Origin of the sequence: Methylobacterium sp. WL19, from assembly GCF_008040005.1 — a bacterium.
GTDB lineage: Bacteria > Pseudomonadota > Alphaproteobacteria > Rhizobiales > Beijerinckiaceae > Methylobacterium > Methylobacterium bullatum.
In genome coordinates this window covers 98,199-123,556 of the sequence record NZ_VRVC01000001.1, presented here as the reverse complement: position 1 = coordinate 123,556, position 25,358 = coordinate 98,199, and the positions used below count along the sequence as shown (strand labels likewise).

Annotated in this window: 24 protein-coding genes; 11 read left to right on the top strand and 13 right to left on the bottom strand. The window is 66.3% G+C overall.

Annotated features, from left to right (window positions below):
- Positions 1-12: 12 nt before the first annotated feature.
- Together recQ and FV220_RS00735 are read right to left on the bottom strand one after the other, a co-directional pair.
- The gene (gene recQ, locus FV220_RS00740; RefSeq protein WP_147829032.1) at positions 13-1,869 is read right to left on the bottom strand and encodes a DNA helicase RecQ; all 1,857 of its coding nucleotides are present in this window, start codon (positions 1,867-1,869) and stop codon (positions 13-15) included.
- Between the two features lie 173 nt (positions 1,870-2,042).
- On the bottom strand, positions 2,043-2,681 hold the full coding sequence (locus FV220_RS00735; protein ID WP_210322753.1) for a LysE family translocator: 639 nt from the start codon (positions 2,679-2,681) through the stop codon (positions 2,043-2,045).
- Between the two features lie 116 nt (positions 2,682-2,797).
- Here FV220_RS00735 and FV220_RS25310 point away from each other — a divergent pair, with 116 nt between their 5' ends.
- Positions 2,798-2,953 (top strand): DUF5993 family protein, encoded by a 156-nt coding sequence (locus tag FV220_RS25310; RefSeq protein ID WP_018042624.1) that lies wholly within the window; start codon positions 2,798-2,800, stop codon positions 2,951-2,953.
- 10 nt (positions 2,954-2,963) lie between these two features.
- Positions 2,964-3,590 carry a disulfide bond formation protein B gene (locus FV220_RS00730; protein ID WP_018042625.1) on the top strand — a complete coding sequence of 209 codons (627 nt, stop codon included), beginning with the start codon at positions 2,964-2,966 and terminating at the stop codon, positions 3,588-3,590.
- 1 nt (position 3,591) lies between these two features.
- Here FV220_RS00730 and recF read toward each other — a convergent pair whose 3' ends face one another.
- The 4 genes from recF to rpsT form a co-directional block, all read right to left on the bottom strand.
- Positions 3,592-4,755: a DNA replication/repair protein RecF gene (gene recF, locus FV220_RS00725; RefSeq protein WP_147829029.1), complete on the bottom strand. Its 1,164-nt coding sequence runs from the start codon at positions 4,753-4,755 to the stop codon at positions 3,592-3,594.
- Positions 4,756-4,796: 41 nt separating this feature from the next.
- Positions 4,797-5,918 carry a DNA polymerase III subunit beta gene (gene dnaN, locus FV220_RS00720; protein WP_018042627.1) on the bottom strand — a complete coding sequence of 374 codons (1,122 nt, stop codon included), beginning with the start codon at positions 5,916-5,918 and terminating at the stop codon, positions 4,797-4,799.
- 176 nt (positions 5,919-6,094) lie between these two features.
- Entirely contained in the window at positions 6,095-7,606 is a 1,512-nt protein-coding gene (gene dnaA, locus FV220_RS00715; RefSeq protein WP_056158902.1) for a chromosomal replication initiator protein DnaA, read from the bottom strand.
- 564 nt (positions 7,607-8,170) lie between these two features.
- Positions 8,171-8,437 (bottom strand): 30S ribosomal protein S20, encoded by a 267-nt coding sequence (rpsT, locus tag FV220_RS00710; RefSeq protein WP_018042629.1) that lies wholly within the window; start codon positions 8,435-8,437, stop codon positions 8,171-8,173.
- A gap of 459 nt (positions 8,438-8,896) precedes the next feature.
- Here rpsT and FV220_RS00705 point away from each other — a divergent pair, with 459 nt between their 5' ends.
- Both FV220_RS00705 and FV220_RS00700 read left to right on the top strand, forming a co-directional pair.
- Positions 8,897-9,529, top strand: coding sequence for a glutathione S-transferase family protein (locus FV220_RS00705; protein WP_147829027.1), 633 nt, complete (start codon positions 8,897-8,899; stop codon positions 9,527-9,529).
- Positions 9,530-9,582: 53 nt separating this feature from the next.
- Positions 9,583-9,990: a VOC family protein gene (locus FV220_RS00700; RefSeq protein WP_018042631.1), complete on the top strand. Its 408-nt coding sequence runs from the start codon at positions 9,583-9,585 to the stop codon at positions 9,988-9,990.
- A 24-nt stretch (positions 9,991-10,014) separates the two neighbouring features.
- Here FV220_RS00700 and FV220_RS00695 read toward each other — a convergent pair whose 3' ends face one another.
- The 4 genes from FV220_RS00695 to ubiE form a co-directional block, all read right to left on the bottom strand.
- Positions 10,015-10,224, bottom strand: coding sequence for a hypothetical protein (locus tag FV220_RS00695; protein WP_147829025.1), 210 nt, complete (start codon positions 10,222-10,224; stop codon positions 10,015-10,017).
- 245 nt (positions 10,225-10,469) lie between these two features.
- Positions 10,470-11,741: a phosphopantothenoylcysteine decarboxylase gene (locus tag FV220_RS00690; RefSeq protein ID WP_147829023.1), complete on the bottom strand. Its 1,272-nt coding sequence runs from the start codon at positions 11,739-11,741 to the stop codon at positions 10,470-10,472.
- 100 nt (positions 11,742-11,841) lie between these two features.
- Positions 11,842-13,398, bottom strand: coding sequence for a 2-polyprenylphenol 6-hydroxylase (gene ubiB, locus FV220_RS00685; protein WP_147829021.1), 1,557 nt, complete (start codon positions 13,396-13,398; stop codon positions 11,842-11,844).
- A gap of 211 nt (positions 13,399-13,609) precedes the next feature.
- Positions 13,610-14,383, bottom strand: a complete 774-nt coding sequence (gene ubiE / locus FV220_RS00675; RefSeq protein WP_147829019.1) for a bifunctional demethylmenaquinone methyltransferase/2-methoxy-6-polyprenyl-1,4-benzoquinol methylase UbiE — start codon at positions 14,381-14,383, stop codon at positions 13,610-13,612.
- A 144-nt stretch (positions 14,384-14,527) separates the two neighbouring features.
- Here ubiE and mutM point away from each other — a divergent pair, with 144 nt between their 5' ends.
- Entirely contained in the window at positions 14,528-15,448 is a 921-nt protein-coding gene (mutM, locus tag FV220_RS00670) for a bifunctional DNA-formamidopyrimidine glycosylase/DNA-(apurinic or apyrimidinic site) lyase (protein WP_147829017.1), read from the top strand.
- Positions 15,449-15,455: 7 nt separating this feature from the next.
- On the opposite strand, the gene FV220_RS00665 is transcribed toward mutM, so the two are convergent.
- The 3 genes from FV220_RS00665 to uvrB all read right to left on the bottom strand — a co-directional run bounded on the left by FV220_RS00665 (position 15,456) and on the right by uvrB (position 19,329).
- On the bottom strand, positions 15,456-16,196 hold the full coding sequence (locus tag FV220_RS00665) for a YidB family protein (protein WP_147829015.1): 741 nt from the start codon (positions 16,194-16,196) through the stop codon (positions 15,456-15,458).
- Between the two features lie 38 nt (positions 16,197-16,234).
- Positions 16,235-16,534: a hypothetical protein gene (locus tag FV220_RS00660; protein ID WP_056144236.1), complete on the bottom strand. Its 300-nt coding sequence runs from the start codon at positions 16,532-16,534 to the stop codon at positions 16,235-16,237.
- A 107-nt stretch (positions 16,535-16,641) separates the two neighbouring features.
- Complete coding sequence (gene uvrB, locus FV220_RS00655) at positions 16,642-19,329, bottom strand: excinuclease ABC subunit UvrB (RefSeq protein ID WP_056144239.1); 2,688 nt, start codon at positions 19,327-19,329, stop codon at positions 16,642-16,644.
- Positions 19,330-19,406: 77 nt separating this feature from the next.
- Between uvrB and FV220_RS00650 the strand changes: the two genes are divergently transcribed.
- From FV220_RS00650 to FV220_RS00625, 6 genes are all read left to right on the top strand, one after another.
- Positions 19,407-19,907, top strand: a complete 501-nt coding sequence (locus FV220_RS00650; RefSeq protein ID WP_147829013.1) for a VOC family protein — start codon at positions 19,407-19,409, stop codon at positions 19,905-19,907.
- Positions 19,908-20,127: 220 nt separating this feature from the next.
- Entirely contained in the window at positions 20,128-20,958 is an 831-nt protein-coding gene (locus FV220_RS00645; protein WP_147829011.1) for a transglutaminase family protein, read from the top strand.
- A gap of 128 nt (positions 20,959-21,086) precedes the next feature.
- Positions 21,087-22,145 (top strand): SDR family oxidoreductase, encoded by a 1,059-nt coding sequence (locus tag FV220_RS00640; protein ID WP_147829052.1) that lies wholly within the window; start codon positions 21,087-21,089, stop codon positions 22,143-22,145.
- A 29-nt stretch (positions 22,146-22,174) separates the two neighbouring features.
- A complete protein-coding gene (locus FV220_RS00635) occupies positions 22,175-22,735 on the top strand; it encodes an ankyrin repeat domain-containing protein (protein ID WP_147829054.1) in 561 nt (186 codons plus the stop codon).
- 35 nt (positions 22,736-22,770) lie between these two features.
- A complete protein-coding gene (locus tag FV220_RS00630; protein WP_246689346.1) occupies positions 22,771-24,549 on the top strand; it encodes a PQQ-binding-like beta-propeller repeat protein in 1,779 nt (592 codons plus the stop codon).
- Positions 24,550-24,785: 236 nt separating this feature from the next.
- Entirely contained in the window at positions 24,786-25,310 is a 525-nt protein-coding gene (locus FV220_RS00625) for a hypothetical protein (protein ID WP_147829007.1), read from the top strand.
- Positions 25,311-25,358 lie beyond the last annotated feature (48 nt).

Here is a 25,358-nt window from a genome sequence, read left to right as displayed (position 1 = left end):
TGCGAATTCGCATCAGGCGTTGCCCCCGGCCCCATGAGCGAGATGCTCCGCGATTGCTGTGACGAACCGCTCCCCGTAGGCATCGCGCTTGCGCTCGCCGACGCCGTGGACCGTCCTTAGGGCATAGAGATCCACCGGCTTCGCCCGCGCCATCTCAATCAGCGTCCGGTCTGGGAACACCATGAAGGCGGCGATGCCCTCCGTGCGGGCGATGGTGGCGCGCAGGCCACGCAGGTGCTGGAACAGAGCTTCCGTCGCTGGATCGAGATCGAGGGTCGCATCTTCGCGCGCCGCGCCGCTGCGCTTGCGGTCGCGAGGCTCGGCCACCTTCGGCTCCGGGTCCGGCCGCATCTGGATCGCTTCGCGACCGAACAGGATGGCCTCGCCCTTTTCAGTCAGGGAGAGCCCGCCGAACCCGTCGTCGTTCTCCGCCACGGCACCGGCCGCGAAGAGCTGGCGCAGCATCGCCCGCCATGCCGGTAGCGGCTTGTCGGCACCGACGCCGAAGGTCTTCAGCGCCGTGTGCCCGTTGCGCCGAATCGTGTCGGTCTCCTTGCCGTGGACCACGTCGCAGACATAAGCCGCGCCGAATCGCTGCCCCGTTCGCACGATGGCCGAGAGCAGCTTCTGCGCCGGCACGGTGGCATCAATGAGCGAGATGCCGCTGCGGCACAGATCACAGCGGCCGCAGGGCTCGCTCGCCTCGCCGAAATAGCCGAGGAGCGATTGGCGCCGGCAGGTCGCCCCCTCGCAAAGAGCGATCATCGCCTCCAACTTGCGCCGCTCGACGCGACGGCGCTCATCGGGCACGTCCTTCTCGTCGATCTGCCGGCGGCGGAGCGACATGTCGTCGAGGCCGTAAATCGTGAGCGTGTCGGCGGGCAGGCCGTCGCGGCCGGCGCGGCCGATCTCCTGATAGTAGCCCTCGACATTGGAGGGCATGTCGGCGTGGCAGACGAAGCGCACGTCCGGCTTGTTGATGCCCATGCCGAAGGCGACGGTGGCGGTCATCACCACCCCGTCCTCCTGAAGGAACGTGTCCTGGTTCTTCATGCGCGTGCCCTGGTCGAGGCCGGCATGGTAGGGGAGGGCGTTGAACCCATCCTTGGCGAGCACCTCCGCGAGTTGCTCCGTGCGCTTCCTCGACGAGCAGTAAATGATGCCGCTCTCGGAGCGTCGGTGGCGCAAGAAGCGCTCGATCTGGCGGGTCGGGTTGTCCTTCGGCATGAAAGTCAGCCGGATGTTCGGCCGGTCGAAGGAATGGACGAAGGCCTTCAGGTCGCGACCAGCCGGGAACAACCGCTCGGTGATGTCGGCCCGCGTCGCCTTATCGGCGGTAGCGGTGAGCGCCACGGTCTGGACATTCCCCAACGCTTCGCGCGCCTTGGAGAGATCGCGGTATTCCGGGCGGAAATCATGCCCCCATTGCGAGACGCAATGAGCCTCGTCCACGGCCAGCCGCCGGACGCCAGCCCCGCGCAGGGCATCCATCAGCCCTTCCATCATCAGCCGCTCAGGCGAGACGAAGAGGAGCCGCAGATCGCCGCTGCGGATCTTGCGCCAGGTCTCCCGGGACGTCGCTTCCGCCACCGATGAGTTCAGGGTCGCCGCCTCGACGCCGAAACCGATCATCTGCTGGACCTGATCGTGCATGAGGGCGATCAGCGGCGACACGACCACCGTGAGCGAGGATTCGACCAGCGCCGGCAGCTGATAGGTCATCGACTTGCCCGAGCCCGTCGGCATCACCGCGAACACATCCGTCCCATCCAGGACGGCACCGATCACCTCGTCCTGTCCGGGCCGGAAATCGTCGTAGCCGAAGGTGGTCTTGAGGGCGCGTCGAGCTTCGTCGAGGCGGTCGGTCATGCAGGGCCCGTCATCGCGGTCAGGGAAAGGCGGCAGGCGGACGTCGCGCCGGCCATCCTTGGCACGGCAATGCCGCCGTCGAGGCCGTCATTTGCCAGGAAGGTGGCTTTGACCGCCCTGGACCCCGAGGTCAATCGTCGGGACCACCACCTCACCTCGATCTCGAGAACGTATCAGCGGGACGCGATCGCGACGGCAGCGCCGGCCATGACCGTCCCGGCTCCCCGGTTGAGCAGTCGTCGTGCCCTGGCGGAGGTCATGACGCGCCGGGCTCGTTCGGCCGCCAGGACATAACCGTAGAGGATGGTGCCGAGGACGAGAACGATGGTGGCGCCAAGTTCCGCCAGCCCCGGAACATCGATCCGGTCGAGGTCAACGACCGTCGGCAGCAGGGCCAGGAAGAATAGGATCACCTTCGGGTTGCCCAGGGTGACGGCGAGGCCGCCCGCGAACAGGCGCAATGCACCCTCGTCACGAAGAGGCTCCGCGTCGATCACGCCGACCCGGGATGTCCAGGCTTTGAACGCCAGGACAGCGAGATAGACCGCGCCGGCATATTTCAGTGCGACGAGGAGCGGCGCGAAGGTCTGCGCCACCAGGGCGAATCCACCCGCCGCGACGGCGAACCATATCAGGTCGCCGACAATGAAGCCCGCGACGAAGGCACCGATGCCGCGGGTGCCCTCGGCGAGGACACGCGCCACCAGAGCCGCGACGCCGGGTCCGGGGGAGGCTACGGCGGCGGCATAGATGGCGGCAAAGACGACAAGTTGCGCGATGGGAATGACGCCTGCTCCGATCGACAGTTGCAATACAGGGCATACAAAGACTTCACATCTTAAGTCACCCGAAAGGAGATGTCTGCTCAGATGGGCAAGGGTCAGCGGGTCGTCATCGCGGGCCGATGAAAGACCGGCGAGTTTATCCCATGATGGTCCTTCCCTTCCTCGGTTTCGCTGGCGCCACGGGGGCGGCTATCGCCGGGAGACGCGGCCTGGCCTTGCTCCTCTGGGGCCTGTCCCTGGGCGTGTTGCTGGCGTTGTTCCGCGAGCACGCCACCGACGCCCTGCCGCTCGTCTTCTGAAGGCCACGGAATGTCCGCATCGTCCCTCGCCCGCGCGCTCAACGCAGCGGGACTCCTTGGCTGCAGCCTCATTTTGCTCGTGGCGTTCTGGTTTCAGATCGTCCTCGGAGAATTGCCGTGCCCGCTCTGCGTCCTTCAGCGCGCCGCTTTCACGGCGGTCGGCCTGGGGCTGGTCCTCAATATCTGTGACCGGCCGAGACCGTCGCATTATGCCATCGTCATCCTGAGCGCCGTGGTGGGGGGTGCGGTCTCCGCCCGTCAGACGGCTTTGCACATCATCCCCGGAACCGGGACCTACGGCTCGGCCCTGTTCGGCCTCCATTTCTATGTCTGGGCGCTCATCGCTTTCACCGGCGTGATCGTCGCCGTCGCCATCCTGTGCCTGTGGGATCGGCAGTTCACCCCTGAGGCCGCCGTGTCCCGCCCGGAGACGGTCTCGGTCCTTGGGCAGCCCACCGGAACGGCGCCGACGGTTCTTCCCGGCACCCGGGCCGGGGCGCTCGGTCTTTCCGTGGTCCTGCTGTTTCTCGTCGTGGCGCTGGCCAATGCCGGCTCGACCTTTGCCGAATGCGGGTTCGGCCTGTGTCCGGACAATCCGGTGAACTACGAGATGTTCGATCGGCTCATCGCGCGGTGATTCAGGCGCGCACGATACGTCCGTCGGAGACCGAAACCATGTCGGCCCGGCCGTCCAATTCGACGAACAGCGCCGGATCGGCGCCGGTCATCCAAACCTGCCCCTGCAGGGCGGCCAAGGCATCGAACAGGCCGGCCCGCCGTCGCGGATCAAGATGCGCCGCGACCTCATCGAGCAGGATGATGGGAGCGATGCCGCACATGGCCTGAACCAAGCGCGCATGGGCCAGCACAAGGCCGATGAGCAGCGCCTTCTGCTCACCCGTCGAGGCGGTTGCGGCGGCTACGTCCTTCGGTCCATGGCGGACTACGAGATCGGTGGCCTGCGGGCCGACCAGGGTGCGGCCGGCGGCACGGTCGCGGTGGCGGCCCTGGCGGAGGGCGGCGCGGAACCGGTCCTCCGCCTCCAGGGCCGGCCAGACGGCCACGAGATCGTCGAGGTCGCCTTCCAGCCTGAGCCCCGCCCATGGAAAGGGCTGCGCGTCATCGCGGGTCTCGGCGATGAGGCGATCCAGCCGCTCGGCGGTCTCGCGCCGCGCCAACGCCACAGCGACGCCGAGTTCGGCGACTTCGCGCTCGACCGCATCGAGCCATTGCCCGTCGCTGGGTCGCTCTTCGAGCAGGCGGTTGCGCGATCGGAGTGCCCGCTCCAGCGCGTTCACCCTGGCGCCGTGCGTCGCGTCGACGGCAAGGACCAGGCGGTCGAGGAAGCGACGGCGGTCGCCGGCGGGCCCGCGAAACAAACCGTCGAGATCCGGCGTCAGCCAGACCACCCTCAGGAACTCGGAGAAGGCTACGGGGGAGCCTACCGTTTCGCCGTCGATCCGACACAGACGCGTAGCCCGGCCGTCGCCCACGGCGGGCTCGAAGCCCGTGCCGATACGATGCTCGTCCTCTCCCTGTTTGAGCGCGAGGGAGACCGCGAACCCGCCGGAGCCGGCATTCCGCGCCATGCTCGACAGGTCCGCCCGCCGCAGGCCACGGCCGGGGCAGAAGAGCGAAATCGATTCGAGCAGGTTGGTCTTCCCCGCCCCGTTCTCGCCGACAAGCGCGACGAAACGGCTCCCGACAGCGAGGTCGAGATCGGCATGGTTGCGGAAGTCGCGGCAGATGACACGGGTGAGACGCAGACCGACGACGGACGGTTCGTCGGTGGATGGATCCACGATGCCCGAACTTTCTTGGGTAATCGGCGAAACGACCTCGATCACACCCGCATCGGCATCAGCACATACAGCGCCGAAGCGCCCTCGCGGTCCTGGATCAGGGTCGGCGAGCCGGGATCGGCGAGCTTGAACAGAGCGGTGTCGCCCTCGAGCTGGCTGGTGATATCGAGGAGGTAGCGGGCATTGAAGCCGATATCGAGGGCGGAGGCCTCGTAATCGACGTCGAGCTCTTCCGTGGCACTACCGGAATCCGGGTTGTTGACGGAGAGGGCGAGGCGGCCCTCCTGCACGGCGAGCTTCACCGCGCGGCCGCGCTCGGACGAGATCGTCGAGACACGGTCGACGGCACGGGCGAACTGGTCGCGCTGCACAGTGAGGAACTTGTCGTTCCCCGACGGGATCACCCGCTGGTAGTCGGGGAAGGTGCCATCGATGAGCTTGGAGATCAGCGTCACGCCGCTGGCGAAGCGGAAGCGGATCTTGGCCGGCGAGAGGTCGATCTCGACGGTTTCGCCGCCATCCTCGACCAGCTTCTGAATCTCCGCCACGGCCTTACGCGGCACGATGATGCCCGGCATGCCACGGCTGCCCTCGGGAGCATCGATCTCGACGCGGGCGAGGCGATGGCCATCGGTGGCGACCGCACGCATCTTCAGCGCGCCGTCGACCTCGATCGTGTGGAGGTAGATGCCGTTGAGGTAGTAACGCGTCTCCTCTGTGGAGATGGCGAACTGTGTCTTCTCGATGAGGCGCTTGAGGTCGCTGGCACCAATGGCGAAGCTGGTGCCGAGTTCGCCGGCGGCGAGATCCGGAAAGTCACCCTCGGGCAGGGCACCGAGGGAGAAGCGCGAGCGCCCGGAACGGATCGTCATCTGCCCAGTCTCGCCGCTCGTCTCCAGCGAGACCTGCGCTCCATCGGGAAGCTTGCGCACGATGTCGTAGATCACATGCGCGGGCACCGTGGTGGCACCCGGATCGACGATGTCGGCGGGCACGGATTCCGTCACCTCGATGTCGAGGTCGGTCGCCTTCAGCTCCAGTCCATCAGGCCCGCTGCGCAGGAGCACGTTGGAGAGGATCGGAATCGTGTTGCGCCGCTCCACCACACGGTGCACGTGGCCGAGCGATCGAAGGAGAGCCGCGCGCTCGACAGTGACTTTCATCGCAACAACTCGTGGTCATTCTAAAAAAACGTCGCCCACCCCGAAAACGGTGACGGATGGAGCCGGCGGCTTGGCCGGTGAACTTGGCGAAGGCCCTGTCCGAACGCAAGAGCGCGGAACGCTCTATCCAGGGCAATGCGGGAGGGACGTCTCCCGCATTGCTCCGATCCCGCCAATCAGTCCTGCAGCATCCGCTTGAGGAGCTCGACCTCGTCGTTCAGCACATTGTCCTCGCCGATCAGCTTATCGATCTTGCGGACCGCGTGGAGCACTGTGGTGTGGTCGCGGCCTCCGAAGCGGCGGCCGATCTCGGGCAGCGACCGTAGAGTCAGCACCTTCGACAGATACATCGCGATCTGGCGCGGCTTGACCACGGCGGCGGTCCGCCGCTCCGACAGGATATCGGAACGCGAGACGTTGTAGCGCGAGGCAACCAGCTTCTGGATGTCCTCGATCTTGATGCGCTTGGGCTCCCGGTTCTTCACGAGGTCGCGGATCGCGGTTTCTGCCGTCTCCATGGTCACGGCGGTGCCGGTGAGCGTGGCATGGGCGAGAAGCCGGTTCACGGCGCCTTCGAGATCGCGGCCATTGGCGGTGATCGCGCGGGCGACATAGGTGGCGACGGTGGGCGACACTTCGAAATTCGGATGCGCCACCCGCACGGCAGCGAGTCGCGCCGACAGGATCGACATGCGCAGTTGTTCGTCCAGCGTGCCGATCTCGACCACGAGGCCGCCGGCCAGACGGGAACGGACCCGTTCTTCCAGGGCTTCGAGTTCGGTGGGCGGGCGGTCCGAGGCGACGACGACCTGACGGCCCGCATCGATGAGCGAGTTGATCGTGTGCCCGAACTCGGCCTGGATTGACTTGCCCTGGATGAACTGGACGTCATCGAGGATGAGGAGATCGATGGCGCGCAGCTTCTCCTTGAAGGCGAGCGCGCTCTGGGTCTTCAGGGCGTTGACGAAGCCGTACATGAAGCGGTCGGCGGTCAGGTAGATCACACGGCGGCCGGATTCGCGCGCAGCATGGCCGATGCCGTGGAGAAGGTGGGTCTTACCCAGGCCCACGCCGGCATGGAAATAGAGCGGATTGTAGAGGGCGCCCTGCCCATCATGACGGGCCACGCGCTCGGCTGCGGCGTGTGCCAGGGCATTGGATCGGCCGACGACGAAGCTCGCGAAGGTGAGGCGATTGTCGAGGGGCGCGCCGTTGAGGTCACTGGAGGCTTCGCCGCGCGCCTGAGAGGAGGATTCCGCCTCGGCTGGGAAGCTCATCTCGCCGGATGAGGGCTGCGCGTTGCTGGCGGCCTGGAGACGGGCGAGGGGACTCGCGGGTGCCGAGGACTTGACCGCACCCGAAACGACGCGTGGGGGAGCACCTGCCCCGCGCACGCCCACCTCGATAAGCGAGACGCTCTCTACCTCGCTGCGGAACGTGGCCAGGACACGGTCGAGATAATGGGATTCGATCCAGCTCTTAAGGAATCGGGTCGGCACGCTAAGGCGGGCGGTCCCGGAGACCACCTCCACCAATTCGAGACGCGCGAACCAGCTGGCGAAGACGTCTTCGCCCAATTCCGCCCGCAGGCGCCGCTTCACGCGCGCCCAGGCAGCAACCGTGTCCGATCCCCCTGCGCCACCCATGCCGGTCTCGGCGTTACCCGCCACGCTACCGTCGACATGCATCATCGCTCTCCTCGCGCCGAGGGCGAAGCCGCCGCTCGGAACGTACGCACACTGGACTGACTTCACGCCCCGCAAGGAATTTGCGGAACCCATAGAGATCCGGCGGAGTCAACATCTCCACCGCAGGCTTTTGCCGATGAGAGGAGCCTATCAACAATAAGCTACGGTTCTCCTAACAACGGGGGTTGCGGGGAAAGCTGTGTGAGGTGCCGTGAGAGTCTCGCTGATCCGCACCGAGTCCAGAGCCGCCCGAAACCTTGCGGACGATTCGGATAGGTTTGAATTAAGTGTGAATTTTCCCGCTTCTGGCGAGAGATCATTAATCTACACAGCCCTCCTAGACTCCGCAACACGGCAGATTCGCAAGTAGGGTTAACGGTTCGACTCAAATTGAAGCGATGACCAGCCGGCCGGACCATCGAGAGATGACCGGCACCCGCCACGAAACATCCGGCGGGCTCGTGCGGAAAAAGTATCGGGAACGGGGCGGAAAACCGAGCCTGAAACGAAAGAAGCCCGGCACTGAGGCCGGGCTTCTTTCGCGTCATCCGAGGAAGGAAAGGATCAGGCTGCGAGAGCCTTGACCCGCGCCGCGAGGCGCGAAACCTTCCGGGAGGCGTTGTTCTTATGAACGATGCCGTGCTGAGCGGCCCGCATGATCTCGGGCTCGGCTGCCCGCAGGGCGGTCAGCGCAACGGACTGGTCGCCACCGGAAATCGCCTCTTCGACCTTGCGGAGGAAGGTACGCATACGGCTGCGGCGCGAGCGGTTCACAGCGGTCCGCTTCGCGATCTTGCGGGTCATTTTCTTGGCCGACACGGTGTTGGCCATGGGGCATCCTCGTTCATGTAGGGCGATGCCGACGAGCCCGCGGGCTTGGTGTGTCGGTCTACGCGCGAAGGTTGTTCGGGCAATGGCGAAGCCGACGGGCTGCTTGAGTGCGGCCTGTCGGCGAAGCGCGCTCTATAGACACGCCCCGGCATTCCGTCAACGCGACAGGCGCGAATGTCCGCGCCGCCGATGCTGCCGAACCCTCGGCCGAGCCATCGACATTCTGCACAGAATGACGCCGATCGGACAACGCAGCACCATCACGGCAAGTATTGCATTGGAATACGGAGAGGTTATCCGCCACTTCGACAATTGAAGGGGGCGCCCCGACACAACCCTCTCGTTCCCGACACGATCATCCGGCGACCGTCTTTTTTCGCCTAACGATGAGACGATGTTTGACCGGGACAAGGCTTCGGAGAAAGTGGCCTTCCACGATTCGCACGCGAAACGGAATCGATGACCTCCGACATCACGCTCTATCATTCACCCAACACGCGCTCGTCTGGCGTCCGCATCCTGCTGGACGAGCTCCAGGTGCCCTACCGCCTGCACGTCCTCAATATGAGGGCGGGGGAGCATCGCGAGGCCCCCTATCTGGCGATCAATCCCCTGGGCAAGGTCCCCGCCATCCGCCACGGGGATGCGGTCATCACCGAGCAGGCCGCGATCTATCTCTATCTCGCCGATGAGTTCGCCGAGAAGGGCCTCGCGCCGCCGATCGGGGACCCGCTGCGCGGTCCCTATCTTCGCTGGATGATTCTGTACGGGTCGTGCTTCGAGCCGGCGGTGATTGACCGCGCGCTCGAAAGAGAGCCGGGCCCGATGGCGATGTCCCCCTATGGCAGCTTCGACGCGGTTCTCGACAGCATCGTCGCGGGCCTGTCGAAGGGGCCATATCTTCTAGGTGAGCGATTCAGCGCCGCCGACATCCTTTGGGGTGCCGCACTCGGCTGGATGACCGCCTTCAAACTCGTTCCGGAAGAACCCTTGATCGTCGCCTACGTCGCCCGGATCAAGGATCGCCCCTCCTTCCGCAAGATCACGGCCGAAGAATCCGCCCTGGCGGCCCAACAGCAGGAAGCGGGCTGATCGCTGTCCGCGACCCACCATGCCCACCGGAATGATGAGAAGGAGCGACAGACATGCGGATGATCTTCGTCAATCTGCCGGTGAAGGATCTCGAAGCCTCAAAGACCTTCTTTGGCGCCCTCGGCTTCACGTTCAATCCGGCCTTCACCGACGAGAATGCGGCCTGCATGGTGGTGTCGGACAGAATTTTCGTGATGCTGCTGACGGAAGCGCGTTTTCGTGACTTCATCACCGGCGACATCTGCGATGCGTCGAAGGCCACCGAAGTGCTGACCTGCCTTTCCTGCGAATCACGTCAGGAGGTCGACGATACCTTGGCCAAGGCGCTGGCGGCCGGTGCCAAGCCTTGGAAGCCGAACATGGATTACGGCTTCATGTACGGCTGCTCGTTCCAGGATCCGGACGGCCACGTCTGGGAGCTGATGCATATGGATCCGGCAGCCATGCCGCCGCGATCCTAAGGCGTGCTTCGTGGCCGCCGAAGCTCAGCCCGGCGGAAGCGCCGTGCCGGCCGAGCGCGTCATCAGCGTCGAGGGAAGCGAAGCGGGGGCGAAGGCCGCCACGAGGTGCATGCCGATGACGGGCGCGAAGACCAGCGACATCATCACGAGAAGGATCAACGCCACGCTGTTGTCGCGGGCGGGCGAAGCGACGCGCGGGCGGGCACGGCGGAAAGCAAGAGTCTGGAAGGTCATGGGCTCACCTCGTTCGACCGGCCGTCAAGGCCGATCGCGGGTGAACCCGATCACGCGATCAGGCGCTCAACACGCGGTCGGCCAAATTCGGCGCGGTCCATCGACTACTGTCGCTGGGCATTGGGTTCGAAAGTTCCTGTGATCCACCGAGCCGAGCATATGCCGGGCAACGGCGGTTGCGCCCACATGATGCGGTGCGAAGTGTTCGTCAAGCCTTAACGTGGCATCTGCGAGATTGATCCGCCTCACGGTGCGAGCCGCGCGGCGAAGCGCTCCACGAGTCGTCGCCCGACCTCGTCCTTGTCGAGGGTCGGCCATGTCTCCAACCCACCGTCCCGGTCGAGCAGATGGATGGTGTTGGCGGTGCCGCCCATGACGCCGCCCTCGGCGGAGACATCGTTGGCGACGAGCAGATCGCAGCCCTTGCGGGCGATCTTCGCCCGAGCGTGGGCGATCACCGAATCGGTTTCGGCGGCAAAGCCGACCACCAGCTTCGGGCGCCCTTCACTGCGCTTGGCAATGGTGGCGAGAATGTCCGGATTCTCCACAAGGGAGAGGGGCGGCACGGCCGCTCCGTCCTTCTTGATCTTCGACGTACTGTCCTGAGCCGGGCGCCAGTCCCCCACCGCCGCGGCGAAGACGGCGAGGTCGGCGGGGAGGGCGGCCTCCACCGCAGCAAGCATCTCCCGCGCGGTCTCCACACGCACGATTGTAACGCCCTTCGGGTCGGCGATGGCCACGGGACCCGAGATCAGCGTGACCTCCGCGCCCGCTTCTGCGGCAGCGGCGGCGATGGCATGGCCTTGTCGCCCCGACGAGCGGTTGGCGAGGTATCGTACGGGGTCGATCGGTTCATGCGTCGGGCCGGACGTCACGAGGACGCGCCGGCCCGCGAGAGGCTTCTGCGGCGAACGACCGGCGAGAAATCCGAATCCCCCGGTCGCCGCCGAGGATGCCGTCGAAATTTCACCGAGCATGGCCTCGATCGCATCGGCGATTTCCAGGGGTTCCGCGAGGCGGCCCGGACCGAACTCCGCTTCGGCCATGGCGCCGTCATTGGGTCCGACCACTCGGACACCGTCGCCCTCGAGCGTCGCCAGGTTCCGACGCGTCGCCGGATGCTGCCACATGCGGACATTCATCGCCGGAGCGATCAGGATCGGGAGGGTCGTCGCAAGGAGAACCGTGGAGGCGAGGTCCGAGGCGTCTCCGCTCGCCATCCGCGCCATCAGGTTGGCGGTGGCAGGCGCGACCACGATGGCATCCGCATCGCGCGCCAGCTTGATATGGCCGATATCGGCTTCCTCCGCCCGGTCGAACAGGTCGGTATGGGCGCGCTCCCCGGCGAGGGCGGCAGCGGCGAGGGGGGTGACGAATTCCTGTGCCCCCGCCGTGAGCAGCGGACGCACCCGCGCCCCGCGCTCGCGGAGGCGGCGGATCAGGTCCAACGACTTGTAGGCGGCGATACCGCCACCGATCACGAGCAGGATGCGTCGGTTCTGGAGGGGGAGGGTCATGATGGAGGGCTACTCCCGCGCGTCGTGATCGTCCACAGCGAACGGATATGACAGTGCGGCCACGAACAGCGGTGTCCGCGCCATCCCGTTCACCCGGCCCTTACCGGAACGCCATCACCAGTGCGCCTACCGCGATGGCCCAGAGCGCCGCCGTGGACCACAGCGCCCGGCGACGCTCCTTGCGGGCTATGCTCTCCAACGCCTTGCGGTCGCCGGTTCCGCTCTCGTCGAGACGCACGAGAATCCGGCGCAGGCGCTGGGCGAGATCGGGCAGGTCGGTGACGACGTCGGACAAGGTCAGGGCTGCACGTCCCGCACCCTCGATTCGCCCGAGGGGGCCGAGATTACGCGCGATCCACGAGCGGACCACCGGCTCCGCCCCGGTCCACATATCGAGCTGCGGGTCCAGGGAACGGGCGACGCCTTCCACCACCACCATGGTCTTCTGCAGCATCACCAATTCGGTGCGCGTGCTCATGTCGAACAGGGCAGTGATGTCGAAGAGCAGCGTCAGCACCTTGGCCATCGAGATCTCGTCGGCCCGTCGCTGGTGGATCGGCTCGCCGATGGCGCGGATGGCCTGGGCGAAATCCTCCACCGAATGGTGGGCCGGCACGTAGCCCGCCTCGAAATGCACCTGCGCCACGCGCTTGTAGTCGCGCAGGATGAAGCCGAGCAGGATCTCGGCGAGGAAGCGCCGCTCCATCATCCCGAGCCGGCCCATGATGCCGAAATCGACCGCCACCAGCGTACCGCTCGCATCCACGAACAGGTTTCCGGGATGCATGTCGGCGTGGAAGAAGCCGTCGCGGATCGCCTGCCGCAGGAAGGACTGGATGACCGCGAGGCCGAGCGCCTTGGGGTCGTGGCCGGCAGCGACGATGGCGGCGCGATCATTGAGCCGGATGCCCTCGATCCACTCGCTCGACAGCACGTCCCGCGCGGTTAGCTCCCATTCGGGCTTCGGCACGCGGAAATCGGCATCGTCCTTTGTGTTCTGCGCCAGCTCGGACATGGCCGCGGCTTCGAGCCGGAAATCCATCTCCATCATCACGGAGCGGGCCAGGATCTCGACCACGTCGCGCGGGCGCAGGCGCTCCGCCTTCGGCGACAGGGCATGGACCACGCGAGCCATGAACCGCATCACCTGAAGATCGCGCTGGAACCGCTCGCGCACGCCCGGCCGCATGATCTTCACCGCCAGCACCCGCTCGACGCCGTTCGCGTCGAGGATGTGAGCCTTGTGGACCTGGGCGATGGACGCGGCGGCCACGGGCTCGCTAAAGGACAGGAACAGTTCGCGGATCGGCTTGCCGAAGGCGGCCTCGACCACGCGGATCGCCTGTTCCTGTGGGAACGGCGGAACCCTGTCCTGCAGCTTCTCGAGATCGAGGGCGGCATTCATGCCGACGATGTCGGGCCGCGTCGCCAGGAATTGGCCGAACTTGACGTAGGAAGGGCCGAGCCGGGTCAGCGCACGTTGCAGCGGACCCGCCCCGGCGCCGAGGCCCGGCCGCTCCAGCATCCGCCCGAGCTTCAGGGCGAAGCGAAGATGCGGCGGCAGCTCGGTGGGGTCGATGAACGACAGGCCGCCTTCGCGTGCCAGCACGAAGCCGACCCCGGCACCGCGGATGAGATAGACGATGGCGCCTAGCATGGGATGCTTTCGACGTGCGTGATCACGGCAGGACCAGCACTCGTCCCACCACTGAACCTCATCCTCAGGTGACGATGCGGAGCGGCGGCCTCGAAGGAGGTTTCCAGAGGCCACCCTGCGATCTGGAGGCCTCCCTCGAGGCCGCTATCGCGGCACCTCAGGATGAGGGAGCTGTGTAGGACCAGATCGGGCAGATCGATCCGATCTGACGTCACGAGATCTTCCAGCCGGAATGGATCGCGACGATTCCGCCGGACAGGGGCCGGTGGGTAACGTGCTTGAACCCGGCGTCTTCGATCATGCCGGCAAATCGACCAGGGGTCGGGAATTTGCGGATGGATTCCACGAGGTACCGGTAGGAATCCGCATCGCCGGCCACGCTCGCGCCCAAGCGAGGAATCACGTGGAACGAGTAGGCGTCGTAGATCCGGTCGAGGACGGGCAGATCGACTTTTGAGAATTCCAGGCAGAGGAAGCGCCCGCCGGGCTTCAGGACGCGGCGTGCCTCGGCCAGGGCCAGGTCGATCCGGGGAACGTTCCGGATGCCGAAGGCGATGGTGTAGGCGTCGAACGCTTCGTTCGGCAGAGGGAGCGACTCGGCATTCGCGGTGACGAAATCGATCCGGCCGTCATAGCGGTGGCCGGCCCGCTCCGCACCGACCCGCAGCATCGACTCGTTGATGTCGAGCACTGTGACATGGGTTTCGGGGCCCCCCGCCTCCAAGCAGCGGAAGGCGATGTCGGCAGTGCCGCCGGCCACGTCGAGATGGTGGAAAGGCCGGTTGCGCGGTGGCCGCAGCATCGAGATGAGATGCGACTTCCAGGCGCGGTGGAGCCCGCCCGACATCAGGTCGTTCATCAGGTCGTAGCGTTTCGCCACGGAGCGGAACACGTCGTCGACACGCCCCTGCTTCTCGTCGAGCGCAACCTGCTCGAACCCGAAATGCGTGCTGGTCTCGTCCTTCGAACGCTCGGCCGAACTCATGTCACCATCCTCTTGCGCGAGCGTCATAGCGAAAGCCGGCACGGATCGCCATGTGCCGGGTTCGACAGGTGCATGACGATCGGCGGCGGATGCCGGCCCTCGTTATGTCGGCGCCGTCCCCGATCCAGAGCCTCGCCCCCGCCCATGCCCGAACTGCCCGAAGTCGAAACCGTCCGTCGCGGTCTTTCCCCCGCCATGGTGGGCGCGACGTTCTCCCGTGTGACCCTGCGCCGGCCGAACCTGCGGTTTCCCTTCCCCGAGCGCTTCGCACAGCGGCTCGAAGGCGCGACGGTGACCGATCTGGCGCGACGGGCGAAATACCTCACCGCCGGTCTCGACACCGGGGAGACCCTGATCCTGCATCTCGGCATGAGCGGGCGCTTCGACGTGGCCTTGCCGGACGGTCGCAACGTCTCGCCGGGAGATTTCTATCTCGAAGGGGCGCTCGGCAACGCCAAGCACGACCATGTGGTGATGGCGATGTCGAACGGCGCGACTGTCACTTACAACGATGCGCGCCGTTTCGGCTTCATGGACCTCGTGCCGACCCTTGACCTCGCCGGCTGTAAGCATTTCGCCGCGATGGGGATCGAGCCGCTGAGCGAAGCCATGAGCCCGGAGAGCCTGGCGCTCCTCTTCCGCAACAAGATCACGCCGCTGAAGGCCGCTCTCCTCGATCAGCGGCTCATTGCTGGTCTCGGCAACATCTATGTCTGCGAAGCGCTTCACCGCGCCGGGCTGCATCCCGAATTGCCGGCGGGAATCCTGGCGAAAGACGACGGGCGGCCGACGATGAAAGCGCGGTTGCTCGCGCGGATGATCCGCGACGTGCTCACCGAGGCGGTCGCCGCCGGCGGGTCCACCCTGCGCGACTATGCCCATACCGATGGCGGGTCGGGCTCGTTCCAGCATGCGTTCCGGGTCTATGACCGCACCGGCGAGCCCTGCAGCACGAAAGACTGCGGCGGCACCATCGCGCGGATCGTGCAATCAGGCCGCTCGACCTTCTACTGTGCGACGTGTCAGCCTGCGAAGCCCGGCAAACCTGCCGTCAGCCGGGCCTGAGTCGGTATTACCAGCCGCGACGCTCCTCCGGAGCCGGCTTGCGCCCCTGCGGGGTCAGCCCGTCGATGACGCCCGGAAGCGCTTGTGCAAGTTGCGACAGCAGATCATCGCGGGAGAGCCCGGTGCGGCTCTGCAACGTGTTCACTGTGTCCGAACCGAGGGCGTCGGCAAGCCGGTTCGGCTCCACGGGCTGGTTCTGTCCATGCCCGATCCAGGAACCGATGGCGTCGCCGAGACCGCCGCGCTGCAATTTATCGATCAACCCGTCGAACCCACCGAGATCGTCGCCCTGCTCCCGGTCGAGGCGGCTGTAAGACCCCGCCCCGGAGGAATGCCCCTGATCGCGAGAGCCCTGGTCGCCGCCGGGTCCGTCGAGCATCCCCGACAGGTCGCTGAAGTCGCCTTCGGGCGACGATCCGCGCGATCCTCCGCCGTAGCCGCCACGGTCTCGGCCCTCATTGTACGGGTCCTGGTTGAACCCGCCCTGGTCGCCTCCCTCATAGGGTTCGGGCGGCCCGCGCCGGCCTTGCTCCATATCCGGCGGCCCCCCCCGGCCGCCGCCGAGGATGTCGCTCAGCCCGCCTCCGCCCTTTTGCAGGAGCAGCATCAGCAAAGCCTGCACGATGGGCGACAGGGAGCCTCCGAGCGCTCCGCCACCGGAACCGCCGCCTTGCTGGTGATCGCTGCCCCGGCCGCCGCCGAGGACGTTGCCGAGCACACCGCCGATGACCTGATCGAGTAATCCCATGGTCGTTCCTCCTGAGCAGCGAGCCTTGACGGCGAATTCTATTCCCGGCGTCCGCCGGTCCCGGCGCGGTCGCGCGCGGGCAAATGATCGAGCGGGTTGGTCCGAGAGGTCTTTCCGTCATCCTCGGTGACAGCCGTCGAGGGGCGGATGGCGCTCGGCGGCTTCACATCGCCGATGGGCTTCGAACCAGATGTCTCGCCCGATCGGGTTTCGGACGGCACGTCGGCAGCCGTCGGTTGGTCGCGACGATCGGAGATCGCCTGAGCGGGCGCGGTATGCACCAGGAGGATTCCGGCAGCGAGGAGCAGGCTCGCCCGGATAAGAGGTTCCTTGCGCATGGGATCGCTCCGTCGGTTCGAGGCATGGGGGCGACAGGTGAAGGGCCGCCGTCACATGCTTCTCCAAGCCCGAGCCTAGGCCGGGGGTTCCGACGACGATGCGTGTTTCAGTCGCGCTTGCGCCCGCCACCGCCTTTGTATTTCGGCTTCTGGCCGCCGAGCCCCTGCGTCGAACGCGGCTTCGGCCGCTCAGCCCAGAGCGGCGCTTCGCCTCCCACGGGTAATTCGCGGTCGGTGCCCGGACCCATATTGTCGAGGCTCGGCTTCGAGATGCGGCTCCGCTTCGCGCCGTACTTGCCCGCGTCGCGCTCAACGTCACCCTGGCGCGCCATCGGATCATCCGAGAGCAGGAGTTCCGTCGCCTGCAGGCGCTTGAGCTCGTCGCGCAGGCGCGCCGCTTCCTCGAAGTCAAGATCGGCGGCGGCCGTGCGCATGCGCTTCTCGAGATCCGCGATGACGGCCTTGAAGTTGTGGCCGATTGTGACTGCGTCCTTGGCGAGCCCGGTATCCACCTTGACGTGGTCGCCCTCGAAGACACTGCTGAGAATGTCGGAGATGCCACGCTTCACACTCTGCGGCGTGATGCCGTGCTCCTCGTTATAGGCGAGCTGCTTCAGGCGGCGACGCTCGGTCTCCGCCATGGCCCGCTCCATCGAGCCGGTGATGTTGTCCGCGTAGAGGATGCAGCGCGCATCGGCATTGCGTGCGGCGCGGCCGATGGTCTGGATCAGCGAGGTCTCGGAGCGCAGGAAGCCCTCCTTGTCGGCGTCGAGGATCGCCACGAGGGCGCATTCCGGGATGTCGAGGCCCTCGCGCAGCAGGTTGATGCCGATGAGCACGTCGAACGCCCCGAGCCGCAGGTCGCGGATGATCTCGATCCGTTCCAGCGTGTCGATGTCCGAGTGCATGTAGCGCACGCGGACGCTGTTCTCGTGCAAATACTCGGTCAGGTCCTCGGCCATGCGCTTTGTGAGCGTGGTCACTAGGGTGCGGTAGCCGGCCTGGGCCACTTCGCGCACTTCGCCCAACAGATCGTCCACCTGCGAACGGGCAGGGCGGATCTCGATCACCGGATCGACGAGGCCGGTGGGGCGGATGACCTGTTCGGCGAAGACACCGCCGGTCTGCTCCATCTCCCATTTCGCCGGGGTCGCCGAGACGTGGACCGATTGCGGCCGCATGGCGTCCCATTCCTCGAACCGGAGCGGGCGGTTGTCTAGGCAGGAGGGCAGGCGGAAGCCGTATTCGGCCAGCGTCGCCTTGCGGCGAAAGTCGCCCTTGTACATGCCGCCGATCTGCGGAACCGTGACATGGCTCTCGTCGGTGAAGACGATGGCATTGTCGGGCAGGTATTCGAACAGCGTCGGCGGCGGCTCGCCGGGCTTGCGGCCGGTGAGGTAGCGCGAATAGTTCTCGATGCCATTGCAGGCGCCCGTCGCCTCGATCATCTCGATGTCGAAGGTGCAGCGCTGCTCGATCCGCTGCGCCTCGATGAGCCGGCCCATCTTGGTCAACTCGTCGACCCGAAGCTTCAGCTCGGTCTTGATGCCCTTGATCGCCTGCTGGAGCGTCGGACGCGGCGTGACGTAGTGCGAGTTGGCGTAGACCTTCACGAATTTCAGGTCGTTGATCTTCTTGCCGGTAAGCGGATCAAATTCGGTGATCGACTCGATTTCGTCGCCGAACAGGCCGATGCGCCAGCCGCGATCCTCCAAGTGGGCGGGCCAGAGTTCGATCACGTCGCCACGCACCCGGAAGGTGCCGCGGGCGAAATCGGACTGGATGCGCTTGTATTGGAGAGCCACGAGGTCGGCGACCAGTTGGCGCTGCTCGATCCGCTCGTTCAGCGACACCGTGAACGACATGGCGGTGTAGGTCTCCACCGAGCCGATACCGTAGATGCACGAGACCGACGCGACGATGATGACGTCGTCGCGCTCCAGCAGAGCGCGGGTGGCCGAGTGGCGCATCCGGTCGATCTGCTCGTTGATCGAGGATTCCTTCTCGATGAACGTATCGGAGCGCGGCACATAGGCCTCGGGCTGGTAGTAATCGTAGTAGGAGACGAAATACTCCACCGCGTTGTCGGGGAAGAAGCTCTTGAACTCGCCGTAGAGCTGCGCCGCTAGCGTCTTGTTCGGCGCCAGGATCAGGGCGGGGCGCTGCGTCGCCTCGATGATCTTGGCCATGGTGAAGGTCTTGCCGGAGCCGGTGACGCCGAGCAGCACCTGATCGCGCTCGTTCTTGTTCACCCCCTCCACCAGTTCGGCGATGGCGCGGGGCTGGTCGCCCGCGGGCTCGAACTCGGATTTCAACGTGAAGGCGAGGCCGCCCTCGGATTTCTTCGGCCGCTCCGGGCGATGCGGCGCCCAGGTCTTGCCGTCCCGGAACAGCGGGTTGCCTTCGGTGAGGAGGCGCGACAGGGCGTCCACCGTGGCGGACACGCCGTCGCTGGCCAGCGAACCCTCATCCTCGTTCGCCAGCGCCTCGGGTGCCGGACCGTCTTCCGGCGACGTGATCCCCAACGCCTGCGCAAGGCGTGGGTCGACCTCGGCCGCGTCGCCGAGGGTGAACCCGGCCTGCGGCGCTTCACCGAAACCGCCGGGGGGCGATGCGGCTTTCTTGGGCCTGCCGGGCTTCTTCGGCGGAGCCGGCGGCGTGGGATTCTCCACGGCGGGCAGCCGGTTGCGGTTGAGCGCCGGGCTCAGCAGGGCCGCCAGATGCTCGTCGAGCGGTTTCAGCTCGGGCTTCGAAGCCTTCGCCGAGGAGACGCGGGGTTTGTTCGCAGGAGGCATGGGTGGAATATGGCCCCGCGGAACGAAAGGGGAAAGGGCGGCCCATCGCTTCGCGACGATCAGGAGCGAGACCCATCATGACGACGACGTCGAACCCAATCCATCCGCAGGCGCGGATCGGCCATGTCCATCTCAAGGTCGCGAACCTCGACCGAGCGCTGGCCTTTTATTGCGGAGTGCTCGGCTTCACCCTGAAGGCTCGCTATGGCACCCAGGCCGCCTTCATCGCTGCCGGGGACTACCACCACCATATCGGGCTCAACACGTGGGAGAGCGAAGGCGGCAGCCAGCCGGCGCCCGGCACGACCGGCCTGTTCCACCTCGCCATACTCTACCCCACACGCGCCTCCCTCGCCGATGCCCTGCGCCGCCTCGACGAAGCCGGCATCGCCCTCGACGGCGCCAGCGACCATGGTGTCAGCGAAGCGCTCTACCTGCGTGATCCCGACATGAACGGGGTCGAACTCTACCGGGACAGACCGGAAGCGGACTGGCCGCGTGACGCGGAGGGCGGCCTCACCATGTTCACCCGCCGCCTCGACCTCGCCGATCTCCGCGCGGCTGGAGAGCATTCATGAGGAGCGGCAAACCGTTAGGCGGCAACCCTCCGGTGTGCTACCTGCTTGTTCAGACGGTGCCACCCTCGGTGAGGGTGGCTGAGGCGAGCATGACGGCACCAGACCGTCGCCGCCTCGACGCCCCTCGCTCGAGCAAGGCCGAAGGCCGCGGGAGCGCGCCGGCGGCGGGTGGAAATGAGTAGCGATCCCACCTGTCCCATTGCCTGATGCGAGCGAACTTATGAAAATCCGGACCGGCTACACGATCGGCTACGACACGTTCGGCCCGACGCCGATCACCTTGATGCTCAACGTCCATCCCTCGCGCGCGGGAGACCTGCTGACACCGGAGACGATGACGATCGAGCCGCCGGTGGAGGCCCACAGCTACCTCGATCCGTTCGGCAACGTCTGCACCCGCATCCTCGCCCCCGGTGGCCGGATCACGGTGTCGGCCGATTTCATGATCGAAGATTCCGGCGAGCTGGACGAGCTCGTACCCGAGGCGAAACAGCATCCGGTGCAGGATCTGCCGGACGACGTCATGCCGTTCCTGCTCGGCAGCCGCTACTGCGAGACCGACAAGCTCTCGAACATCGCCTGGGGCCTATTCGGGACCACACCCGAGGGCTGGGCACGGGTCCAGGCGATCCACGATTTCGTGCATCGGCACATCAAGTTCGATTACCAGCAGGCCGACGCCACCCGTACGGCCTACGAGGCCTATACCCAGAAGATCGGCGTCTGCCGCGACTTCACCCATTTGGCCGTGGCCTTCTGCCGCTGCATGAACATCCCGGCGCGGTACTGCACCGGCTATCTCGGGGATATCGGCGTGCCCGTGGTGCCGCCGGGTGACTTCTCGGCTTGGCTCGAAGTTTATCTCGACGGGCGCTGGTTCACCTTCGACGCCCGCAACAACAAGCGCCGCATCGGCCGCATCCTCATCGCGCGCGGCCGCGACGCCACCGACGTGGCGATCTCCACGAGCTTCAGCACGGCCCTGCTCGCGAGCTTCGACGTGCATACCGACGAGATCAGCGAGACCGGCGAGCTGACCCCCGTCGCCTGAAGCGGACCCACGCCGGATCGACATCCGACCTCCCGCGTTCTGGTAGACACATTCCCTCCTTAGCCGGTCCCCCCATCGGATGGGCCGAGGAGGAATGCACCTCTATTGGAGACAGCATGTCGGACAGGATCAAGGGTACGGCGCTCATCGCCGGTGCGAGCGGCATCGTCGGCAACAACCTCGCCCGTCACCTCGTCGCCGAGGGCTGGAACGTCCTGGGTCTGGCACGCCGGCCCGTGGATATCGAGGGTGTGACCCCGGTGACGGCGGACCTCACCGATCCTGTTTCCCTGCGGGCGGCCTTGTCGGACCTCGCGCCGACGCATGTGTTCATCACCACCTGGATGCGGCAGGCGACCGAGGCCGAGAATTGCCGCGTCAATGGCGCCATGGTGCGCAACCTCCTCGACGCCCTGCAAGCGGCTCCACTGCGCCACGTCGCGCTAGTGACCGGCCTCAAGCATTATCTCGGGCCCTTCGAAGCCTACGGGAAGGGGACGCTGCCACAGACTCCGTTCCGCGAGGACCAGGACCGCCTGCCGGTGGAGAACTTCTACTACGTGCAGGAGGATGAGGTCTTCGCCGGTGCCGAGCGCCAGGGATTCGGCTGGAGCGTGCACCGTCCGCACACCATCGTCGGCTATGCCCTCGGCAACGCCATGAACATGGGTGTGACGCTGGCCGTCTACGCGTCCCTCTGCCGAGAGACCGGACGGCCGTTCCTGTTCCCGGGCTCGTCGCAGCAATGGAACGGCCTGACCGACGTCACCGATGCGCGGCTGCTGGCCCGTCATCTCGCCTGGGCTTCCACCGATCCCGCCGCGGCGAACACCGCGTTCAACGTGGTCAACGGCGACGTCTTCCGCTGGTCGTGGATGTGGGGCCGCATCGCGGAATGGTTCGGCCTCGAACCGGCTCCCTATCCCGGCTCGCCGACCCCACTCGAGGAGCAGATGGCGCAGGACGGGCCGGTCTGGGCCGAGCTGGCGAAACGCCATGGCTTGGTCGAGTCCGATCTCGACCGTCTCGCCTCCGCATGGCACACCGATGCGGATCTCGGCCGTCCGATCGAGGTTGTCACCGACATGGCGCGCAGCCGCCGGCTCGGCTTCCTCGATTATCAGCCCAGCGACGACAGCTTCCTCGACCTGTTCGGCCGGCTGCGGGCCGAAAAAGTCATTCCCTGAGACAGCATTCACTGAGACAGAAAGTGACGATGCAATCTGAAATGCCGGCCTCGCCCACCCCAGCGCTTCCCGAACTCGACTCGGAGACCCTGGCCTTCGCGGGCCGGGTGTTTCAATACGCGCGGGCGGGGCATGTGGACGAGTTGGCAGAACTGTTCGCCCAGGGGCTCCCGGCGAACCTCCTCAACGACAAGGGCGACAGCCTGCTGATGCTGGCCGCCTATAACGGGCAGGTCGAGACCACGCGCCTTATCCTCGACAACGGTGGCGACCCCGAACTCTCCAACGACCGCGGACAGACGCCGCTGGCCGGCGCCGCCTTCAAGGGCGACATGGCCGTGGTAGAGTTGCTGCTGGAGAAGGGCGCCACGATCGACGGCACCGGAACCGGTACGCGCACGGCGCTGATGACGGCGGCCATGTTCAACCGCACCGAGATGGTGGAACTGCTCCTGTCGAAAGGCGCCGACCCAACCAAGCGCGACGGAAACGGGCAGAGCGCCGCCGATCTCGCCCGCTCCATGAATGCTGCGGATACCCCGTTTCAGCTCGAGGCCGCCGAACGACTCGCCCGACTCGTGATCGATTGAGCCGGGTTTTCATGATTCACCAGGGGCGAAGCGGCATGACAACTCGGCTTTCGATCGCGCGCGCGTCCTCCCTGTCCCTGCTGGCCGGCACGCTGACGCTCACTCCAAGTGCGCACGCCGAGGAATGGCCGATGTTCGGCCGCGACCATACCAACCGGCATTTCTCGCCGCTCACAGTCATAGACCGAGGCAACGTCGCCAAGCTGCGCCCGGCCTGGATCTTCCAGACAGGGATCACCGGCTACTTCCAGGCCGAGCCGGTAGTGGTGGACGGCGTGATGTATCTCTCCACCACGCAGAACCACGTGGCTGCCCTGGAGGCGAAGACCGGCCGGGTGATCTGGACCTACACCCACAAGGCCCGGACGGAGAAGATCTTCGGCCCGCCCTCGAATCGCGGTGTCGCGGTCTCGGGCGGCAAGGTCTTCGAGGCGACCATGGACGGGCGGGTCCTCGCTCTCGACGCCAAGACAGGCAAGGTCTTGTGGGACCATGAGGCCGTCCGCCCGGAGGAGGGCGAGTCCGAAACCGCCTCCGATCTCGCCGGAACGCTCGGCGCGGGTGCGATCCAGGGATCGAGCCGGCTCGGGTTCAAGATGCCGCCCCTCGTGGCCGACGGGCTCGTCATCGTCGGCGTGGCCGGGGCCGGTTACGGCCTCCACGTGGAGGACGAGAAGGGCGGGCTCGACGGCGGCGCCGTGGTCGGGATCGAAGGCGGCTACGGACGCCGCGGCTGGCTCGCCGCTTACGATGCGGCCACCGGCGAGGAGCGCTGGCGCTGGTACGTCACCAAGGAGGATGGCTGGGAAGGCGGCTTCGTCGAGAAGACCGCCGATGGTGTACCGCTCAACCGCGACATCGCCGCCGAGAAGGCGGCAGCCCCCCGGCAGAGGGAGGCCTGGAAGGTCGGCGGTGGCTCGCTCTGGATGACCCCGGCCTACGATGCCGATCTCGGCCTGATCTATGTCGGCACCGGCAACCCCGCACCGCAGAATTTCGGCCTCTCGCGGCCCGGCGACAACCTCTACACGATGAGCCTCGTTGCGCTCGACGTGAAAACCGGCACGCTGCGCTGGTACTATCAGCAGGTCCCGCACGACGAATGGGGCTATGACGTCGCGAGCCCGCCCTTCCTGCTCGATTACGCGACGCCGCAGGGTCCGGTGAAGGCGGTGGCCGAGGCGAGCAAGACCGGCTGGCTCTACGTTCACGACCGGGCGACCGGCACGCTCCTCGGCAAGTCCGCGCCGCTCACGACTCAAAAGAACCTCTACGCACCGCCCACAGAAACCGGAACCGTGGTCAGCCCCGGTCCCCTCGGGGCGATCTCCTGGCATCCGGTCGCCTTCGATCCGACGACGAGCATGGCCTACGCCCAGGTCCGGCACGGCGCGACCACCTATACGGTGAGGACCGTCCCGGCCTCGAATAGCAGGCCGCAGATCCGCTTCACCGAGACGAGCGAAGCGAAGGGAGAGCCCTCCTTCAGCACGCTCACGGCCGTCGATCTCGCCAAGGGCGGCGCGATCAAGTGGTCGGTCAAGGCGGGAAGCCGCCTTTCGGGCGGCACCCTCGCTACCGCTGGCGGCTTGGTCTTCTCCGGCGAGGAGGACGGCCATCTCGACGCCCATGACTCTGCCAATGGCGAGATGCTGTGGCGGTTCCAGTGCGGCGCCGGGATCGGCGGGCCACCGATCACCTATTCGCTGGAGGGCCGGCAATACGTGGCGGTGGCGGCCGGTGGAGCCTCCTTCACCAAGGGCTCGGGCTTCGGCACGGGCGACGCGCTCGTCGTGTTCGCCCTGCCGGACTGACGGGCTCTCGTCATTTTGCATGCCTGCCTCGACGGACTTCACATCGCCTTTAAGCGTGGCGCATTCGGCCGCGGCGACTCCGTGCCGGACCTCCCTCCTGCAAGCTTGGCCTGCAAGGCTACGAACCACCGTGGTAGGGGTTCGAGAATCGGCATGATCGAGGGGTCGGCGTACGACGGACGCCAGCTTGCGATGACCGGGCGAAGCGCATTTGCCCAATGGCGGGAAGCGATCACATGAACCCCAACACCCGGCGCTGGCTCATCAGTAGCGTCTTCGGCCTGTTCGTGGGCTGGGCGATCGGCGGGGTGATCTTCCCCGCCCTGACCGCCCTCATCGGTATGATGGTCCGACCCAACCCCGGAATGCGGGATGCCGCCATACCCTGGCCGGGACCGGCTTTAGACATGCTGCCTTTCCTCGCCATCGGTCTTCAGGCCGCCGTGGTGATCGCCGTGACGCTCCTCCTTGCCCGCGTGGGCGATGAGCGTCGACGCATCGGCTGGGGCTGCCTCGCCGTCGGGGGTGCCATCCTGCTGAACGGTATCGTCCTCCTGGCGGTCACGGGCGTCCTGGGCTGGCTTCTCGATCAGAACCCTGGCGGCGCCAGCGGTGATGAAGCGAGCGTCGGCTTCTTCCTATTGCTGTTGAGCCTGCCCTACGCCCTGCTCTGCATCGCGCTGCTGGCGGGCGGGGCGGTGATTCTGCGCAAGCGCCCGCCTTCGCCGGCGCAGGGAGGAACAGGACGGTCCGGACTGTGATCAGGGCGTGACGACCTCCGCCACCCCTCAAGCGGCTCACCTGTTCGC

Excerpts from the sequence above, each read along its gene's own strand:
- recQ (WP_147829032.1), bottom strand. The coding sequence starts at position 1,869 with ATGACCGACCGCCTCGACGAAGCTCGACGCGCCCTCAAGACCACCTTC.
- FV220_RS25310 (WP_018042624.1), top strand. The coding sequence starts at position 2,798 with ATGATGGTCCTTCCCTTCCTCGGTTTCGCTGGCGCCACGGGGGCGGCT.
- FV220_RS00730 (WP_018042625.1), top strand. The coding sequence starts at position 2,964 with ATGTCCGCATCGTCCCTCGCCCGCGCGCTCAACGCAGCGGGACTCCTT.
- dnaN (WP_018042627.1), bottom strand. The coding sequence starts at position 5,918 with ATGAAAGTCACTGTCGAGCGCGCGGCTCTCCTTCGATCGCTCGGCCAC.
- dnaA (WP_056158902.1), bottom strand. The coding sequence starts at position 7,606 with ATGCATGTCGACGGTAGCGTGGCGGGTAACGCCGAGACCGGCATGGGT.
- rpsT (WP_018042629.1), bottom strand. The coding sequence starts at position 8,437 with ATGGCCAACACCGTGTCGGCCAAGAAAATGACCCGCAAGATCGCGAAG.
- FV220_RS00705 (WP_147829027.1), top strand. The coding sequence starts at position 8,897 with ATGACCTCCGACATCACGCTCTATCATTCACCCAACACGCGCTCGTCT.
- FV220_RS00700 (WP_018042631.1), top strand. The coding sequence starts at position 9,583 with ATGCGGATGATCTTCGTCAATCTGCCGGTGAAGGATCTCGAAGCCTCA.
- FV220_RS00695 (WP_147829025.1), bottom strand. The coding sequence starts at position 10,224 with ATGACCTTCCAGACTCTTGCTTTCCGCCGTGCCCGCCCGCGCGTCGCT.
- FV220_RS00690 (WP_147829023.1), bottom strand. The coding sequence starts at position 11,741 with ATGACCCTCCCCCTCCAGAACCGACGCATCCTGCTCGTGATCGGTGGC.
- ubiB (WP_147829021.1), bottom strand. The coding sequence starts at position 13,398 with ATGCTAGGCGCCATCGTCTATCTCATCCGCGGTGCCGGGGTCGGCTTC.
- ubiE (WP_147829019.1), bottom strand. The coding sequence starts at position 14,383 with ATGAGTTCGGCCGAGCGTTCGAAGGACGAGACCAGCACGCATTTCGGG.
- mutM (WP_147829017.1), top strand. The coding sequence starts at position 14,528 with ATGCCCGAACTGCCCGAAGTCGAAACCGTCCGTCGCGGTCTTTCCCCC.
- FV220_RS00665 (WP_147829015.1), bottom strand. The coding sequence starts at position 16,196 with ATGGGATTACTCGATCAGGTCATCGGCGGTGTGCTCGGCAACGTCCTC.
- FV220_RS00660 (WP_056144236.1), bottom strand. The coding sequence starts at position 16,534 with ATGCGCAAGGAACCTCTTATCCGGGCGAGCCTGCTCCTCGCTGCCGGA.
- uvrB (WP_056144239.1), bottom strand. The coding sequence starts at position 19,329 with ATGCCTCCTGCGAACAAACCCCGCGTCTCCTCGGCGAAGGCTTCGAAG.
- FV220_RS00650 (WP_147829013.1), top strand. The coding sequence starts at position 19,407 with ATGACGACGACGTCGAACCCAATCCATCCGCAGGCGCGGATCGGCCAT.
- FV220_RS00645 (WP_147829011.1), top strand. The coding sequence starts at position 20,128 with ATGAAAATCCGGACCGGCTACACGATCGGCTACGACACGTTCGGCCCG.
- FV220_RS00635 (WP_147829054.1), top strand. The coding sequence starts at position 22,175 with ATGCAATCTGAAATGCCGGCCTCGCCCACCCCAGCGCTTCCCGAACTC.
- FV220_RS00630 (WP_246689346.1), top strand. The coding sequence starts at position 22,771 with ATGACAACTCGGCTTTCGATCGCGCGCGCGTCCTCCCTGTCCCTGCTG.
- FV220_RS00625 (WP_147829007.1), top strand. The coding sequence starts at position 24,786 with ATGAACCCCAACACCCGGCGCTGGCTCATCAGTAGCGTCTTCGGCCTG.